General features: G+C 57.9%; 13 protein-coding genes. 2 read left to right on the forward strand and 11 right to left on the reverse strand.

The features are described from left to right. Window positions 1-258: 258 nt before the first annotated feature. Window positions 259-2,199 (forward strand): M23 family metallopeptidase, encoded by a 1,941-nt coding sequence (locus tag E8M78_RS03225; RefSeq protein ID WP_137133695.1) that lies wholly within the window; start codon window positions 259-261, stop codon window positions 2,197-2,199. Window positions 2,200-2,256: 57 nt separating this feature from the next. On the opposite strand, the gene clpB is transcribed toward E8M78_RS03225, so the two are convergent. The 7 genes from clpB to E8M78_RS03260 form a co-directional block, all read right to left on the reverse strand. Further along, on the reverse strand, window positions 2,257-4,857 hold the full coding sequence (clpB, locus tag E8M78_RS03230; RefSeq protein WP_137133696.1) for an ATP-dependent chaperone ClpB: 2,601 nt from the start codon (window positions 4,855-4,857) through the stop codon (window positions 2,257-2,259). A 244-nt stretch (window positions 4,858-5,101) separates the two neighbouring features. Further along, a complete protein-coding gene (locus E8M78_RS03235; RefSeq protein WP_137133697.1) occupies window positions 5,102-5,935 on the reverse strand; it encodes a DUF4167 domain-containing protein in 834 nt (277 codons plus the stop codon). Between the two features lie 304 nt (window positions 5,936-6,239). Next, on the reverse strand, window positions 6,240-7,115 hold the full coding sequence (prmC, locus tag E8M78_RS03240) for a peptide chain release factor N(5)-glutamine methyltransferase (RefSeq protein WP_137133698.1): 876 nt from the start codon (window positions 7,113-7,115) through the stop codon (window positions 6,240-6,242). Between the two features lie 2 nt (window positions 7,116-7,117). Then, the gene (gene prfA, locus E8M78_RS03245) at window positions 7,118-8,197 is read right to left on the reverse strand and encodes a peptide chain release factor 1 (RefSeq protein WP_137133699.1); all 1,080 of its coding nucleotides are present in this window, start codon (window positions 8,195-8,197) and stop codon (window positions 7,118-7,120) included. 27 nt (window positions 8,198-8,224) lie between these two features. Continuing rightward, complete coding sequence (gene ptsP, locus E8M78_RS03250; protein WP_137133833.1) at window positions 8,225-10,495, reverse strand: phosphoenolpyruvate--protein phosphotransferase; 2,271 nt, start codon at window positions 10,493-10,495, stop codon at window positions 8,225-8,227. A gap of 88 nt (window positions 10,496-10,583) precedes the next feature. Further along, entirely contained in the window at window positions 10,584-11,858 is a 1,275-nt protein-coding gene (locus tag E8M78_RS03255; RefSeq protein ID WP_062556004.1) for an aspartate kinase, read from the reverse strand. A gap of 219 nt (window positions 11,859-12,077) precedes the next feature. Further along, complete coding sequence (locus E8M78_RS03260) at window positions 12,078-12,812, reverse strand: SH3 domain-containing protein (protein ID WP_170973306.1); 735 nt, start codon at window positions 12,810-12,812, stop codon at window positions 12,078-12,080. A 231-nt stretch (window positions 12,813-13,043) separates the two neighbouring features. Between E8M78_RS03260 and ubiG the strand changes: the two genes are divergently transcribed. Beyond that, window positions 13,044-13,793 carry a bifunctional 2-polyprenyl-6-hydroxyphenol methylase/3-demethylubiquinol 3-O-methyltransferase UbiG gene (ubiG, locus tag E8M78_RS03265; protein WP_137133700.1) on the forward strand — a complete coding sequence of 250 codons (750 nt, stop codon included), beginning with the start codon at window positions 13,044-13,046 and terminating at the stop codon, window positions 13,791-13,793. Window positions 13,794-13,796: 3 nt separating this feature from the next. On the opposite strand, the gene E8M78_RS03270 is transcribed toward ubiG, so the two are convergent. The 4 genes from E8M78_RS03270 to E8M78_RS03285 are packed head-to-tail and all read right to left on the reverse strand — an operon-like array spanning window position 13,797 to window position 16,157. Continuing rightward, a complete protein-coding gene (locus E8M78_RS03270) occupies window positions 13,797-14,225 on the reverse strand; it encodes a DUF1178 family protein (RefSeq protein ID WP_137133701.1) in 429 nt (142 codons plus the stop codon). Continuing rightward, window positions 14,222-15,073: a carbon-nitrogen hydrolase family protein gene (locus E8M78_RS03275; protein ID WP_137133702.1), complete on the reverse strand. Its 852-nt coding sequence runs from the start codon at window positions 15,071-15,073 to the stop codon at window positions 14,222-14,224. The genes E8M78_RS03270 and E8M78_RS03275 overlap by 4 nt, the downstream gene beginning before the upstream one ends. Window positions 15,074-15,084: 11 nt before the next feature. Further along, the gene (gene grxC / locus E8M78_RS03280) at window positions 15,085-15,342 is read right to left on the reverse strand and encodes a glutaredoxin 3 (protein ID WP_062556275.1); all 258 of its coding nucleotides are present in this window, start codon (window positions 15,340-15,342) and stop codon (window positions 15,085-15,087) included. Window positions 15,343-15,380: 38 nt separating this feature from the next. After that, window positions 15,381-16,157: a ComF family protein gene (locus E8M78_RS03285; protein WP_137133703.1), complete on the reverse strand. Its 777-nt coding sequence runs from the start codon at window positions 16,155-16,157 to the stop codon at window positions 15,381-15,383. Window positions 16,158-16,208 lie beyond the last annotated feature (51 nt).

Below are 16,208 nucleotides of genomic sequence, written 5' to 3' on the forward strand. Positions count from 1 at the left end.
AATATAATCAATATTTTCGCAAACCAACCAAAATACACACAAAAGGACAACGCCAAACCCTGAAAAAAGGGATACGAATAGGCCAGAGCGACCCTTCCACACCTTTAATCATCGTGTTGCCCGCGAATTTTCACAATCGATCTCTAGAGCAAGCCTTCAAGATCTGTTCCTGGGTGGTTTTGACATGCCGCCTCGAATTTGGCACACCGTAGGGAAATGACCGCGTTAGACGGTTGGAAACGGGGATGGCTTCACGACATGGTTCCGCCACGCAACATGGTCTCTTCGCTCGGCAACGAGGAACCGATACTGGCGGACGGTCGTCGTTCTCCCGACAGGCGCGAGATATCACTTCGGTGGCTCTCCGGTACGTTCCTCACCGGGATTACCTCTTCAGTACTCATGGGGGTTGCTCTGTTCGCAGCGCTGGATGGGCGTCAACGTCTGGCAATCCCGGCGGAGGCTTTCGCCTCCATTCCATCTCACCCCAACGATACGGTCTCGCGTGGCAAGCGCCTTTTCGCCGGCAATGTCATCGCCATGCCGACAGACCGCAAGGTGATGGAAGTCTCTACCATGGTGAAGGAGGGGAACCGCGAGGTGGTTCGCAGGCAACCCTTCTCACATGTGCGAATGACGCTCGCTGCGAACCATGTCACCCAGGAAAGTTACCCTAACTTTGATCCGCTAACGATCTTTTCCACAGGCGAATCCCAGACGGATCCGGGCGGACCGTCCACGGGCGTTATCTATGGCGCGCAAGTCGAGTCAGAAATCAGCCTGCAGACGGTTGCCTTTCCGACAACAAAGGCTCCTCTGGATTATGCGCCCGGAATGACCGTCGACGAAGTCGAGGAGAACGTCCGCTCCAATGGCTCCCTTCTGACGGATGGCAGCAGTCAGATCGCGGCGATGTATTATGTCGATCCGCAACGCTTCGACGGTGACGACGAAGACGATGTTCTCTCACTTGGCTCGCAGATTTCTGCGCGTATCCTCGAAGAGAACATGACTGTGTCCGTGCCGGAGCCTGTGACACCAAAAACGCGCGATTATGCAGACGACGTGATACCGATCCGCAGGAATACAACGATTACAGATGCTCTTGTGGCCGTGGGTTATCCCAAGGATAAATCCAGCGAGATCGGTCGGGAGCTCTCCTCGCGACTGGTCAGTCCCAATCTCGAACAGGGCGATGTCCTGCGCGTCGGTCTTATCCAGGAAGGAGAGATGGTGTCGGTCATTCGCGTCAGCGTCTACCGCCAGAACGGTCATCTCGCGACCATCGCACTTGATGACCGGGGTGCCTACAAGACCGGCCTCGAGCCAAGCCATCTGGATGCCGTGGACACGGCCTTCTCAAATGACAAGCCGGTCATTCTTGCCGGTCGCGACCTCCCGAGCGTCTATGATGGGATCTACAAGGCTGCGCTTTCATACGGGATGACGCAGGACATGACATCGCTGATGGTCAAGCTGCTCGCAAGCACCATAGATCTCCAGGCGCAATTGAAGCCGAGCGACACGATCGAGGCATTTTTCTCTGCCGCGAACGACAAGGGTGCCGCCGGCCCGAAGTCGGAGCTTCTCTACGTCAATGCCAGGTTCGGGGACACGACGACACGCTTCTACCGTTTCCAGAATCCCGATGACAATTCGGTGGATTATTTCGATCAGGACGGCAAGAGCATCCGGCAGTTCCTCCTTCGCAACCCCGTTCCAAACGGTCGTCTGACCTCCGGCTTCGGCATGCGGCGACACCCCATTCTCGGCTACTCGCGCATGCATACCGGGACGGACTGGGCTGCCTCTCGTGGAACGCCGATCATTGCGACGGGTAACGGCGTGGTTGAAAAGGCTGGCTGGGCTTCCGGTTACGGTAACCAGACGATCATCCGTCATGCCAACGGCTATGAGACCTCCTACAATCATCAGAGCGCTATTGCCAAGGGTGTCCGCGAGGGTGCCAGGATAACGCAAGGCCAGGTCATAGGCTATGTGGGCTCAACCGGCTCATCCACAGGTGCGCATCTGCATTACGAGCTGATCGTCAACGGGACAAAGGTGGATGCGATGAAAGTGCGCCTGCCCGGTGGCAAGTCGCTCAGCGGCACCGCGCTTGCCAAGTTCGAGGACGAACGCAAACGGATCGACGCGCTTCTGGCATCCAACACCGGCGAAATGGTCGCAAGCCGGTAAAACGTGTTTGGTTGTAGAATGTGAAATGGCGGCCGAAGCCGCCATTTCAATGTTGTATCACGCTGCTTCAGCGACGTCCTTCCTGACATAGAAGAGCAATCGGTCAGACCCTGCAGAAACCTTGACGGTCGCGCCGTCCACGATTTGCCCGCCCAGGATTTGCTCCGCCAGTGGGTCTTGGAGATACTTCTGAATGACCCGCTTCAACGGACGTGCACCGTAAACCGGATCATATCCCTTGTCGGCCAGCCATTCACGGGCATCGTCGCCAAGCTCGATTGCGATCTTGCGATCCGCCAAAAGCGACAGCAGCCGCTTCATCTGGATATCCACAATCGCGCCCATTTCGTTGCGACGCAGGCGATGGAACAGAATGATCTCGTCCACGCGGTTCAGGAACTCGGGGCGGAAGGACGCCTTGACGACATCCATCACCTGATCCCGAACGCTATCGACATCCTGATTCTCACCAAGGCTTGTGAGGTACTCGGCGCCAAGGTTCGACGTCATGATGATGATCGTGTTCTTGAAGTCGACCGTTCGGCCCTGTCCATCAGTCAGGCGGCCATCATCCAGAACCTGAAGCAGCACGTTGAACACGTCTGGATGGGCCTTCTCGATCTCATCGAACAGGACCACCTGATAGGGCTTGCGGCGAATTGCTTCCGTCAGTGCGCCGCCCTCATCATAGCCGACATAGCCGGGAGGAGCGCCAATCAGCCGGGATACGGAGTGCTTCTCCATATATTCCGACATGTCGAGGCGAACCATGGCGGTTTCGTCATCGAACAGAAAACGCGCAAGTGATTTGGTCAGTTCTGTTTTGCCCACGCCTGTCGGGCCTAAGAAGATGAACGAACCAATCGGCCTGTTTGGATCCTGAAGCCCCGCGCGCGAACGGCGAACAGCGCGGGAAACAGCCTGTACGGCATCACCCTGCCCGACGACGGATTTCGCCAGCTCATCCTCCATGCGAAGCAGCTTGTCACGCTCTCCTTCCAGCATCTTGTCGACCGGAATACCCGTCCAGCGCGACACCACATGGGCAATCGCATCCGGCGTCACGACCTCCTGAACCATGGACGTACCAGCAGAATCGCGGTCTTCCGCCTCCTTCAAAGCCTTTTCAAGGTTGGGGATGACGCCATAAGTCAGCTCTCCTGCACGCTGATATTCACCCTTGCGCTGGGCAATGGCGAGTTCATTGCGAACCTCATCCAGCTGGCGCTTCAGATCGGCCGCCAGACCAAGCTTCTGCTTTTCAGACTGCCAGCGGGCGGTCAGCGCATCGGCCTGCTCTTCCAGTGCGGTCAGTTCGGTTTCAAGCCGCTTTAGACGGTCTGCAGACGACTGGTCGGTTTCCTTCTTCAGGGCTTCCCGCTCGATCTTGAGCTGAATGATACGGCGATCAAGCTCATCAAGCTCTTCCGGCTTGGAATCAACCTGCATCCGCAGGCGTGATGCCGCCTCATCCATCAAGTCGATGGCCTTGTCCGGCAGAAAACGGTCGGTGATGTAACGGTTTGAAAGTGTCGCAGCAGACACCAGTGCCGAATCGGAGATCCGGACCTTGTGGTGCTGCTCGTATTTTTCCTTCAATCCGCGCAGAATCGAGATTGTATCTTCAACCGTCGGCTCATCGACCACGACGGGCTGGAAACGACGGGCAAGCGCCGGATCCTTTTCCACGTGCTTGCGATATTCATCAAGCGTCGTCGCACCAACACAATGCAACTCACCACGGGCCAGCGCAGGCTTCAGCAGGTTCGAGGCGTCCATGGCACCATCGGCCTTGCCGGCGCCGACAAGCGTATGCATCTCATCGATGAAAAGGATGATCTCGCCATTTTCAGCCTGAACTTCGTTCAGAACACTCTTAAGGCGCTCTTCGAACTCCCCGCGATACTTGGCGCCCGCGATCAGGGCACCCATATCGAGCGCCATCAACCGCTTGTCCTTCAGGCTTTCGGGAACATCACCGTTGATGATGCGCAACGCAAGACCTTCCGCGATCGCCGTTTTACCGACGCCCGGTTCACCGATCAGAACGGGATTGTTTTTCGTACGGCGCGACAGAACCTGGATCGTGCGACGGATTTCATCGTCGCGTCCGATCACCGGATCAAGCCGGCCATCGCGCGCCTCGGCCGTCAGGTCACGGGCGAATTTTTTCAGGGCGTCAAACCCCTGCTCCGCATTAGCCGAGTCAGCAGTGCGCCCTTTGCGTATATCATTGATGACCTGGTTGAGCGCTTGAGCAGAAACCCCAGCCTTCTTGAGGGTGGCGGAGGTCGATGCAGTACCTTCGATGGTAAGCGCAAGCAGCAGGCGCTCCACGGTCACGAAGCTGTCGCCAGCCTTCTTGGCAACATCTTCTGCTGTCGAGAAAACACGAGCAAGCGGCTGCGAGAGATAGACCTGGCCGTTACCGCCGGAAACCTTCGGCAGCTTGGCGAGCGCCGCATCATTGGCCAGCCGTGCTTCCTTCGCGTTTCCGCCAGCGCGCTCGATAAGAGAGGATGCCATGCCTTGGTCATCGTCGAGCAACACCTTGAGCACATGCTCCGGGGTGAATTGCTGATGGCCTTCCGAAAGAGCATGCGTCTGGGCTGACTGAAGAAAACCGCGAACGCGCTCGGAATATTTTTCGATATTCATATGTGAACCTCCGTAGATCGCCCTGCCCTTATAAGGCACAGGCCGATGGTTGGGTTTGAGCTCCCTCAAAGGCGAGCCTGTCCTGTGCGGTCTTGTCCGCACAGGGCTTCGATGAAGATATGGGAGGATTTTTTTCGAGTTTAAAGACGTCTCAAATGAAAAACCCCGGCTTTCGCCAGGGTTCCTCAAAAATCAAATTCCGCACGCCAATCACTTGGACAGCGACGCGTTACCGCCTGTAGCCTTATTCAGAGGCTACGTCTTCAAGCGCCGGTGCATCGGAAGCTGCAGCTTCTGCACCTTCCTCGCCTTCCGCCGTGCGGCGTGGACGACGTGGACGGGTGCCCGGGGTGCGACGACGGGTCTGGCGCTGCGGCTGAGCAGTGGCACCTTCTTCTTCCAAGGCGACCTCGGCCGGCACACCTTCGATGACTGGCTGCGGGCCAGTACCATCGACAACGGCGTTCTCATCGAGTATCGGCGCAGAAGCGGCCTGAACGGGAACACGTCTTGGTTCGCGCGGCTCTCTCTGTTCACGAGGCTCGCGAGGCTCTCTACCCTCACGCGGTTCTCTTGCCTCACGAGGCTCTCTGCCTTCGCGTGGCTCTCTTTGCTCACGCGGCTGCTGGTCACGTTGTTCGCGCTGCTCGCGAGGTTGCGGCTGAGGGGCGCTCATCTGCGGCTGGCTACCGCCGTTATCGTCAAGATCGCCGCCGTCTGTATCGTCCTGCTCACGCTCATTGTAATCGTGGCGATCATCACGCTGATAGCGTTCCTGCATCTGGGCCTGAGCCGCAGCAATGATACGATTGTAGTGTTCGGCGTGCTGCAAATAGTTTTCAGCCATGACGCGGTCGCCAGCGCTCTGGGCATCGCGAGCCAATGTCGCGTATTTTTCGGCAACATGCTGAGCCGTACCACGAATTTTTATATCTGGGCCTGAACTGTCATAGGTCCGGGTCAGTGGGTTGGAACCCTTGCGGTTGAAATTATTACCGCCGCCGCCGCCACCGCCGCCATTCTGGTTGTTATTATTACCACGCCCCCGACCACGCTTATTCTGCTGTCCTGGCCTCATCGATTTTTCACCTGAATTCTTTGTGCTTTGCTGATTAAGGGCCACGCGGCTGCCCGTTCTTTCGGTGCAGTCTTCACGTGCCGCAAGCAAGCGGATCAATCCGTCCTGCTGCTGGTGGAAGTCAGTTTATCTGATGCACGCACCAGGTCTTGTTCAACCTCGGAAGCTCTCCGAGGAGAGCAGTTTGCGGTTGAGCTCAAATTGAACGAATATCCGCTCACTCCCAGCCGCCTAATGCGTGCGTGCAAACTAGCCCGCTTCTTGTCCAATTCCAAGCCTTTTCTTTCGCGACTGCAACAACCTGCTAAACCGTGGCAGAATCATCGCTTTTCCGCACAAAAACAAGAACGCGGTCATTTCCGCCGTAGTCTCGCACGGCGCATTCCAAAGTATATCCACAGCTGATGAAGATGGCTGTCACCGTTTGCTTTTGATCATAGCCAATTTCGACCGCTATAATTCCACCATGCTCAAGGTGGTCTCCGGCCGCGTTTGCAATGTTCCGATAGGCATCAAGCCCATCTTTGCCACCATCGAGCGCGAGGTGGGGATCGAACATCCGCACCTCTGGTTCCAACTGCGGAATAACGCCTGTTTCGATATATGGCGGATTCGACACGATTATGTCGAACCGGCCAGTAACATGCTCGCACCACCAACTTTCCAGCGTCGAGAAACGTTGGCCCACCCCATTGAGGTCGGCATTGACCTTCGCTGTTTCAAGGGCGTCCGTCGATATATCGACACCCAAGCCTGTGAATTGCGGCAGTTCGTGCAGCAATGCAAGCGCAATGGCGCCCGTTCCCGTACCGAGATCCAGAAGCCGGGGAGCAGATACTCGTTGTGCGATTTCCTGACCGAATGGGAGAAGAGCCTCTACCAGAATTTCTGTATCAGGGCGCGGCTCCAGTGTGCCAGGAGACAATTTCAGCTTTATATCTCTAAACTCTCGTTCGCCCAGAATGCGATGCACAGGCTCGCGCCCTAGGCGCCGCTGGATCGCGCCTTCAATACGCGCAACGTCTTCAGCTGCAATGTCCTGATCCCCGTTGATCAGCAGATCCTTCGTTTCCAACCCCAGCAGACTGAGCACCAGCAAGCGTGCATCGAAAGCAGCGTCAGCAATTCCGGCCTCGGCTAGGCTGGCCTTGCAATGCGCTACAAGCTGCGCGAGCCGCATCGTCAACCCTGCTCGCCCAGTTGAGCCAGCTGACCTGCCTGGTAATCGGAGATCAGGGCGTCAACCATCTCGTCTATATCACCCTCGATCATCCGATCCAGCTTATAGAGCGTCAGGTTGATACGGTGATCGGTCACCCGGCCCTGCGGGAAATTATAGGTGCGGATACGCTCCGAACGGTCTCCCGATCCCACCTGGCTCTTGCGGTCTGCGGAGCGTTCGCTGTCCGCCTTCTGCCTCTCTATATCATAGAGCCGGGACCGCAGCACCTGCATGGCCTTGGCCCGGTTCTGGTGCTGTGACTTTTCGGAACTGGTCACGATCAGGCCGGTCGGCAGATGGGTGATTCGCACCGCGGAGTCGGTCGTGTTGACATGCTGTCCGCCTGCGCCGGAGGAGCGCATCGTATCAATCCGGATGTCTTCAGGCCTAATTTCGATGTCGATCTCTTCCGCTTCAGGCAAAACGGCAACCGTTGCTGCGGAGGTGTGAATTCGGCCACTGGCCTCGGTTTCAGGAACGCGCTGAACCCGATGCACACCTGATTCGAACTTCAGCTTTGCAAAGGCGCCGCGACCGGACACCGTCGCGATGATTTCCTTGTAACCACCGGCCTCGCCTTCGCTTGCAGAGAGAACTTCGACTTTCCAGCCCTTTGTGGAGGAAAAGCGCTCGTACATTCGAAAGAGATCGCCTGCAAAAAGTGCTGCTTCCGAGCCTCCGGTTCCTGCCCGAATTTCGAGGATCGCGCTCTTTTCATCCGCCGCATCTTTGGGCAGCAGCAGGATCTGCATCTGCTGCTCCAACGCCTCCACCTTTTCCTGGGCTTCCGGCAGTTCCAACTCGGCCAGTTCACGCATTTCGCGATCCGTCGCCTTGTCGGCCAGGAGAGCACGAAGATCCCCTTCTTCGGCAACGGCTTTCTGGTATTCGCGGATTTTCGTCACCACGGGCTGCAACTCGGAATATTCCGAGGCCAGCTTGACATAGACATCGGCAGCAGGGCCTTCCGCCATGCGTGCCTCAATCTCACCAAAGCGGCGCTCCAGCTCGCGCATCTTGTGGACAGGAAGCTTCGCCACCCTACTCAACTCCAGTCATGTCTGTGATCACGACAACGGAATATTGTGGGAAGCCGCAAAGCTCACCAGCAGTTCCCGTATCGACGTGTTGGAACGGTGATCGTCCAGCACATGGTTCAATTGTTCCGCCAGGAGATCGACGTCAAGCCCCAGCAGCATGGCCTTGACCGGACCGATGGAGGTCGGCGTCATGGAAACGGAGCGGAAACCGATTCCCAGAAGCGCCATGGCGGACAAAGGTTTGCCAGCCATTTCACCGCATAGGGTCAACGGCGTCTTGTTGCGATCCGCCGCCCGTACGATGTCACGCAGGATGCGCAGGAACGGCTTTCCAAGAATATCGAAGCGATCGGACACACGGGCATTGCCGCGATCCGCCGCCATCGAGAACTGGAACAGATCGTTGGAACCGACAGAAACGAAATCCACCTCTGTCATCAACTCGTCCAGCTGCCACATCAGAGCCGGCACTTCGAGCATGGCGCCGAACTGCAACTTGCGGGGCAGGCTGTGGCCAAATTTCGAGAGATGCTGGACTTCCTTCTGCATCAGGTCGCGCACAGCCCGGATTTCGGAGACTTCCGTTACCATGGGCAGCATCATCTTGAGCTCTGCGCCAGCAGACGCCCGCAGCAGCGCGCGCAACTGGGTGCGCAGAAGACCGGGTCGATCCAGCGACAACCGGATGGCGCGCCATCCCAGAGCCGGGTTCTCTTCGTCCTGCGCACGGAAATAGGAAACAACCTTGTCTCCGCCAATGTCCAGCGTCCGGAATGTGACGGGATGCCCCGCCGACTGGCGCAGCACATTGCGGTAGAAGGCTTCCTGCTCTTCCAGCTTCGGCATCTGCGAAGCGATCATGAACTGAAGTTCAGTCCGGAACAGACCGATACCATCAGCCCCTGATTCAGCCAGTTGCGGCAGGTCGACAAGCAGGCCTGCATTCATCAGGAGGCTGATGCGCTTTCCGTCACGCGTGACGGGATCCACATCGCGCAACGCCCGGAATTGCTCCTGGCGACGCGCCCGCAGACGAACCTTTTCCTCGTAGGCCTTTACGAGGTCCGTCACCGGACGCAGATGGACCTGACCTTCGTCTCCGTCGATAATGATCGAATCGCCGTTTTCCGCCAGCGCCACAACACCGGCGGCCTGACCGATAACGGGAATGCCCATCGCTCGGGCAACAATCACCACATGGCTTGTGACCGCGCCATCTTCCAGCACGAGGCCACGCAAATTGGCGCGTGGATAATCCAGAAGCTCGGCGGCTCCCATCGCGCGGGCGAAGACGATCGCATCGCTGGGGAAGCTTTGATCCATGGCGCGTCCCGAAAAGCCGGTGAGCTGACGCAGCAGACGGTTCGCGAGATCGTCGAAATCGTGCATCCGTTCGCGCAGATACGGGTCCGTCAGGCGCATCATCCGCGCCTTGGTGTCGCTCTGTACCTTTTCGACGGCTGCTTCAGCCGTCAAACCGTTGCGGATGGCTTCTTCCATCCGTCGAACCCAGCCCTGATCGTGCGCGAACATACGATAGGTCTCAAGGACCTCGCGGTGTTCACCCTCTTGCGCCACTTCGCGGCGCGACAGCATGTCATCAATGGATAGCCGGAGCGAACCGATGGCTTCCGCCAGACGGCTGATTTCCTTGTCGGCGTCCTCGTTCAGGAGATTGGTAACGACAACGCGCGGCTCATGCAGAACGACATGACCGAGACCGATACCTTCGTTGTAACCATCGGCATCGATCGTGATGGCACGGGTGAGATCCAGCTCAAGACCCGGCTGGGTGATCTTTTTCAGTTCTCCGGTCGCAATCATCTCGGCGATCACCATTGCGGTGGTTTCCATCGCCTCTACCTCGTCTTCGCGGTAGTTGCGCTGCGCCTTGTTCTGAACGACGAGAACGCCCAAAGTGCGACCGGCCCGAAGGATCGGCACACCGAGGAAAGAATGGTAGATTTCCTCTCCCGTTTCAGGGAGATAACGGAAGGCAGGATGGGCCTGCGCATCCGAAAGGTTGAGAGGCTGGGCTGATGCAGCGATGGTGCCGACAAGACCCTGCCCCATTTTCAGTTGGGCAAGGTGGACGGCATCCTTGTTGAGACCTTCCGTTGCGTACAGCTCCAGCACGCCATCGGAACGCAGCACATAGACCGAACACACTTCGGCCACCATGTTACTGGCAATCTGGCGAACAATCCGGTCGAGCCGCTCCTGCGGCTCGAGCGGTTCTGCCATCAATTCCCGCAGTCTTTTAAGCAGGACGCGCGGGCCCGCCGACAGGTCTCTCATCGGCATCTTTACTCCCGAATCTCTCATTTACTCTATCCGGAAGATCATGCGCCGCCCGCACGGACGACGCAACCGCGCCGGTTCGATATCAACTCTTATCGAGACCGTAAGCAGAATGCAAAGTGCGAACCGCAAGTTCCGAGTAGGCGCCGTCGATCAGGATCGAGATCTTGATCTCGGATGTGGTGATCGCACGGATGTTGATGCTCTTCTCGGCGAGCGCCTTGAAGGCTGTTGCGGCAACACCGGCATGGCTGCGCATGCCGATACCAACGACAGAAACCTTGCACAGGCCGGTTTCATTCTGCACGACGTCGAAGCCGATCTTGTCCTTGTTGGAATGCAGAACCTGCATTGCCTTTTCAACGTCACCAAACGGTACGGTGAAAGTCATGTCGGTCTTCGAACCGTCTTCAGAGATGTTCTGGACGATCATGTCGACATTGATGTGCGCTTCAGCCAGCGGACCAAAGATAGCGGCTGATACGCCTGGGCGGTCCGCTACGCGGCGCAACGAAATCTGCGCTTCATCCTTGGCATAGGCGATGCCGGTAACGACTTCCTGTTCCACGATCTCTTCCTCGTCGCAAATCAAAGTGCCGGGCGGATTGATGAGGTCACCCATGCCCGGCGCATCGGGATCCTCGAAACTGGAGCGAACAAAAGTGCGCACTTTATGCACCATGGCGAGCTCGACAGAGCGAACCTGCAAGACCTTTGCGCCGAGGGAGGCCATTTCCAGCATTTCCTCGAACGAAATCTTCTTCATACGCCGCGCCTTGGGCACGATGCGCGGATCCGTGGTGTAAACGCCATCGACGTCCGTGTAGATGTCGCAGCGATCAGCCTTCACGGCCGCAGCGATGGCGACGGCCGACGTATCGGACCCTCCACGGCCGAGCGTCGCGATGCGATTGTCCGGGCCGAGGCCCTGGAAGCCGGCGACCACCGCCACCTGGCCCTCGCCCATGCGGCGGATGATATCGGAACCATCGATATCGAGAATGCGGGCGGCGCCATGCGCATTATCGGTCCTGATCGGGATCTGCCAACCCTGCCAGGAGCGGGCATTGATGCCCATGGACTGGAGCGCAATCGCCAGAAGACCGGACGTCACCTGCTCGCCAGAGGCCACGACGGCGTCGTATTCGCGCGCATCGTAGAATGGCGAAGAGGCACCGGCCACCTTCGGCGTATCCTGTACCCAGCCCACAAGTTCGTTTGTCTTGCCCGACATTGCGGAGACGACGACAGCCACTTCATGGCCTGCGTCGACTTCGCGCTTTACATGGCGCGCAACGTTGTGGATGCGCTCGAGATTGGCGACCGAGGTGCCGCCGAACTTCATGACAATGCGTGCCATCGCTGATCAAAACCACCTTTGCGCGCCGTTGGGAGCGGGCGCGACTTGAACCCCGTTGGCGCTGGCCTTGGCGGCCAGAGCTTGCGGCGTCGTCTTAGCGAAAAGGTTAGTTAGGCGCAACGGAAAAGCGATTCGTTGCGGCAGGTCGCTCGCGTGCGAAAGAAATGACAAAGGTGGGGTTGTGTGGGCCGAATTTTCGTCAGCCCACACAGTCTACAATCAGTTGCCCGGAATTTCGCACGGGTTGCTCGGCGTGCAGCCTCGGAAGCCGCCGCGGAACTGACGACCGGGATCAGCCTCCTCGACCTGCGGCTGCGGCATGGGGCGAGGACGCTCGAACTCGCCTGGGCGGTTCTCACCCTGACGGTTGTCCCAACGCGGATCCCGACGTTCCGGCTCGCGATTATCCCAGCGCGGGTCACGACGATCGCCATTGTCATAGCGGTTCCGGTCTTCGTAGCGATACCGATCACGGTCACGGTTCCAGTCCGGTTCCGGCCTGCGGTCGCTCCAGCCGGGTGGCGGCGGAGGTGGCAGATCGCGGCGATAATCCCAGCTGCGCCAGCGATCCCGCTCGCGGTAGAAATCACGATCGCGATAGTAGCGTCCCCAATAGGTATCCACATCAAAGGTGATGGTAGGAATGCCCAGCGAACGATAATAGTTCGGTGCGACATAGACGCGGTTTTGACGGAACGTTGCCTGGATGTAGTTTCCGGAAACCCAGCCGCGGCCACGCGCAAACGTCACGTCGCACCAGTTGACGGTATTCAGGCAGCCATTGATGACGATAGGAGCACCGACCGGGATGACCACCACAGCCGGATAGCGCGTGCTGGGTCCGGACCGCATGTTAACATTGGCCGTGGCAAAACCATTGGTCGCGGCGGATGCGACTGCCGGAACCGCGCATAGACCCACGACTGCCAAAGCCTTAAAAATATGACGTCTCACAGGTTTCCTCCTCGGGAAATCTTGTTTTCGCTTGTTCAACGTCCCTTCTGCGCTCACAAAACCATGCCGATTCTGGTTTTTTTAAGTCGTGCAGCAAGAGAAGAGAACTCAACCGGGCTCATTCCATCATCAAGAGATGTGCCTGATCAGCCTCTGCGACAAGACGGCAGGCTTGACAAGTGAACCGCTCCAACCGACTTGACGTAAAATCAAAGATCAAGGAGCTGAACAATGTCCGATACCGCGACCACAATTGATCAAGGTGAAGTGGATCGTTTCTCCGCCATGGCGGCAGAATGGTGGAATCCTACCGGCAAGTTCAAGCCGCTCCACAAGTTCAATCCGGTTCGACTAAGCTATATTCGCGACCGCGTTTGCGAGAACTTCGGTCGCGATCCCAAAAGCAGCCGTCCCTTCGAAGGTCTCCGCTTTCTGGATATCGGGTGTGGCGGCGGCCTCCTGTCAGAACCCATGGCACGTATGGGCGCTACCGTCGTCGGAGCAGATCCCTCGGAGAAGAATGTCCGGATCGCCCAGACGCATGCAGCCGAAAGCGGGGTTTCCGTCGATTACCGTGCGGTAACCGCCGAGCAGCTGGCGGAAGCTGGCGAAAGCTTCGATGTCGTGCTCAATATGGAAGTCGTCGAGCACGTTGCGGACGTGAACCTGTTCATCAGCACTTGCGCTTCCATGGTACGTCCGGGCGGGCTAATGTTCATCGCCACCATCAACCGTACCTTCAAGGCCAATGCGCTGGCGATTTTCGCGGCGGAAAATATCCTCCGTTGGCTGCCGAAAGGTACACATTCCTACGACAAGCTGGTGAAGCCGGAAGAAATCGAACGTCCTCTCACTGCCAGCGGCATGGATGTCATCCATCGCACCGGCATCTTCTATAATGTTCTTCAAGACCGCTGGAATTTGTCGCGAGACATGGATGTGAACTATATGCTGCTCACCAAACGGTCGCCGACGGCATAAGGCCTAATTGGCATCCTCCGGCAGCACCGGTAGCGGCGCGACCTCGATGCCCTCGTCAATAAGCTCGCGCACCTCGTTCAGGCTCGCCTGACCGATGATACCGCGCTGCTCCGTCTCGCCATAATGAATCTTCCGCGCCTCCTCGGAAAAGCGCTCGCCCACATCTTCGGCGGAGGAGCGAATGGTTTGAACCGCCTCACGCAGCTTCGCAATAGCCTCCTGCCGGGCATAATCCATCGCAACCTGCTGCCGCTCTTCCTGTTTGCGCGCGGTGGAAACAGACGGAGCCATCAACGCCTTCGAGACGGAAGCGGAGTTGCAGACCGGGCACGTTAGAAAGCCGCTTTCCACCTGCTGATCGAAATCGGAACTCGAAGAGAACCAACCCTCGAAGGAGTGGGCATTGTCACAGACGAGTGTGTAGCGGATCACATTGCAATCCTCTCCGCTGTGAGACCTACCTCCTCGAGCGAAAAGTCTCTCGCATTGCGCAAATTGGGAATTTTGCGCCGCGCAGCCGCCGCCTCACCCACATCCACATCTGCCACCAGAACCGCCTCGCCTTCGCCGGGCGCTTCGGCCAGCACGCGCCCCCAGGGATCGATGATCATCGAATGACCGAAGGTCTCACGACCGTCTTCATGCTTGCCGCCCTGGGCAGCAGCGAGCAGGAAGGCGCCGTTTTCAATCGCACGGGCGCGCAGGAGGATTTCCCAATGCGCTTCGCCCGTCTGGCGTGTAAATGCAGCGGGAACAGTCAGAATTTCGGCACCGGCCAGAGCTTCGGTGCGGAACAATTGCGGAAAGCGCACGTCATAGCAGATTGCGAAGCCCAGCTTCCCGAAGGGCAGCGATGCGACGCGCGCCGCCTCACCTGCCTCATAGGCCGAGCTTTCCCGCCAGCTTTCGCCATTGTCCAGATCGACATCGAACATGTGGATCTTGTCATAGGCGCAGACTTTGGAACCATCGGGTGCTGCCAGAAAACCCCGATTGGCAATCTTGCCATCCGCACGGCCAATGGCCGTAGAACCGACATGTACGTAAACGCCCAACTCCTTGGCCAGTGACCGCGCACGGGAGATAATGAGATCGCTTTCCTCATCGCGCAGGCTGGCGCGAAGCGCAGCGCGATCCCGTTGCAGGGCTCCCGTCATTTCGGGTGTCTGGATATAGACGGCACCCTGATCAGCCGCCTCACGAACAAGTCTCTCCATGGCGTCGGCATTTTTCCCGACATCGACACCTGAGCACATTTGAACCACAGCAAGTTTTGCCATGTCACTCAACCTCACGCCGCCAGAAGTGGATCCAGCTTGCCATCGCGATCCAGCGCGTGGATATCGTCGCAACCACCAACATGCTGGCCATTGATGAAAATTTGCGGAAATGTCGTCCGGCCATTGGCCTTGCCGATCATCTCCTGGCGCAATTCCTGGGAGAATGTGGCGTCATGCTCAACAAAATCGACGCCCTTCGACTGAAGAAGCGACTTCGCCCGCGCGCAGTAACCGCACATCTGGCGCGTATAGATGACAACCTCGGCCATATCCTCATTCCCCTTATCGAACACGTCCATATGGACTGTCATATAGGCTCAGGAACCGCCATTGCAAAGCTCAAAACCGTGATATCGACTGCACCTGCGCGCCGCAAAACACGCGATGCTGCCGAAATTGTCGCACCCGTCGTATAGACGTCATCCACAAGAACGACCCGTTTTCCGAAGACATCGTTTCCGTGGCCCTTCGCCATGCCGAACGCGGCGCGGAGATTTTCCTCACGACCGGACGCTGTCAGGCCGACCTGGCGGCGGGTCCGCTTTCGACGGATCAGTGATGCCGCCATCATGGGACGGCCGGAAAGACGCGCCAGATGACGACATAGCTCCTCTGCCTGATTGAATCGGCGTGAGAAGAGCCGTGTCCAGTGCAGGGGAATCGGAATGATGACATCGCAGGCCTGCAATTCCTGCTGGGCGGCGCGCTTCATCCACGCCGCAAGCATGGGTGCAAGGTCGGTCCTGTCCTTGTACTTGAGAGAGTGAACGAGCCGTCGCGCCGGACCTTCGTGCAAAGCCACGCATCTAAGGCGATCGAAGGGGGGCGGTTCGGCAATGGCCTGCGCTGACACAATGCCCTCTCCCTGATCCCGTCGAAACGGAATGCCAAGCACTTCGCAATAGGGCCGCTCGATGAAACGCATGTCTCGCCAGCAATTGGGGCATAGCGCATAATGTCGCCTGGTCCGGATACCGCAGGCGGCACAGGCTGGCGGATAGATCGTATCGAGAACAGGTCGAACCAGCACATCCGCCCATCGCTTTACAAACTTCCTGTCGTGTCCGGGCAGAACCAGCCCCATATGAACAGATCCCCTGAAATGCTCTATCTAGTTGTTTTTACGCAGTCTGGA

The sequence above is a fragment of the Rhizobium sp. FKY42 genome, assembly GCF_005222835.1.
GTDB lineage: Bacteria > Pseudomonadota > Alphaproteobacteria > Rhizobiales > Rhizobiaceae > Neorhizobium.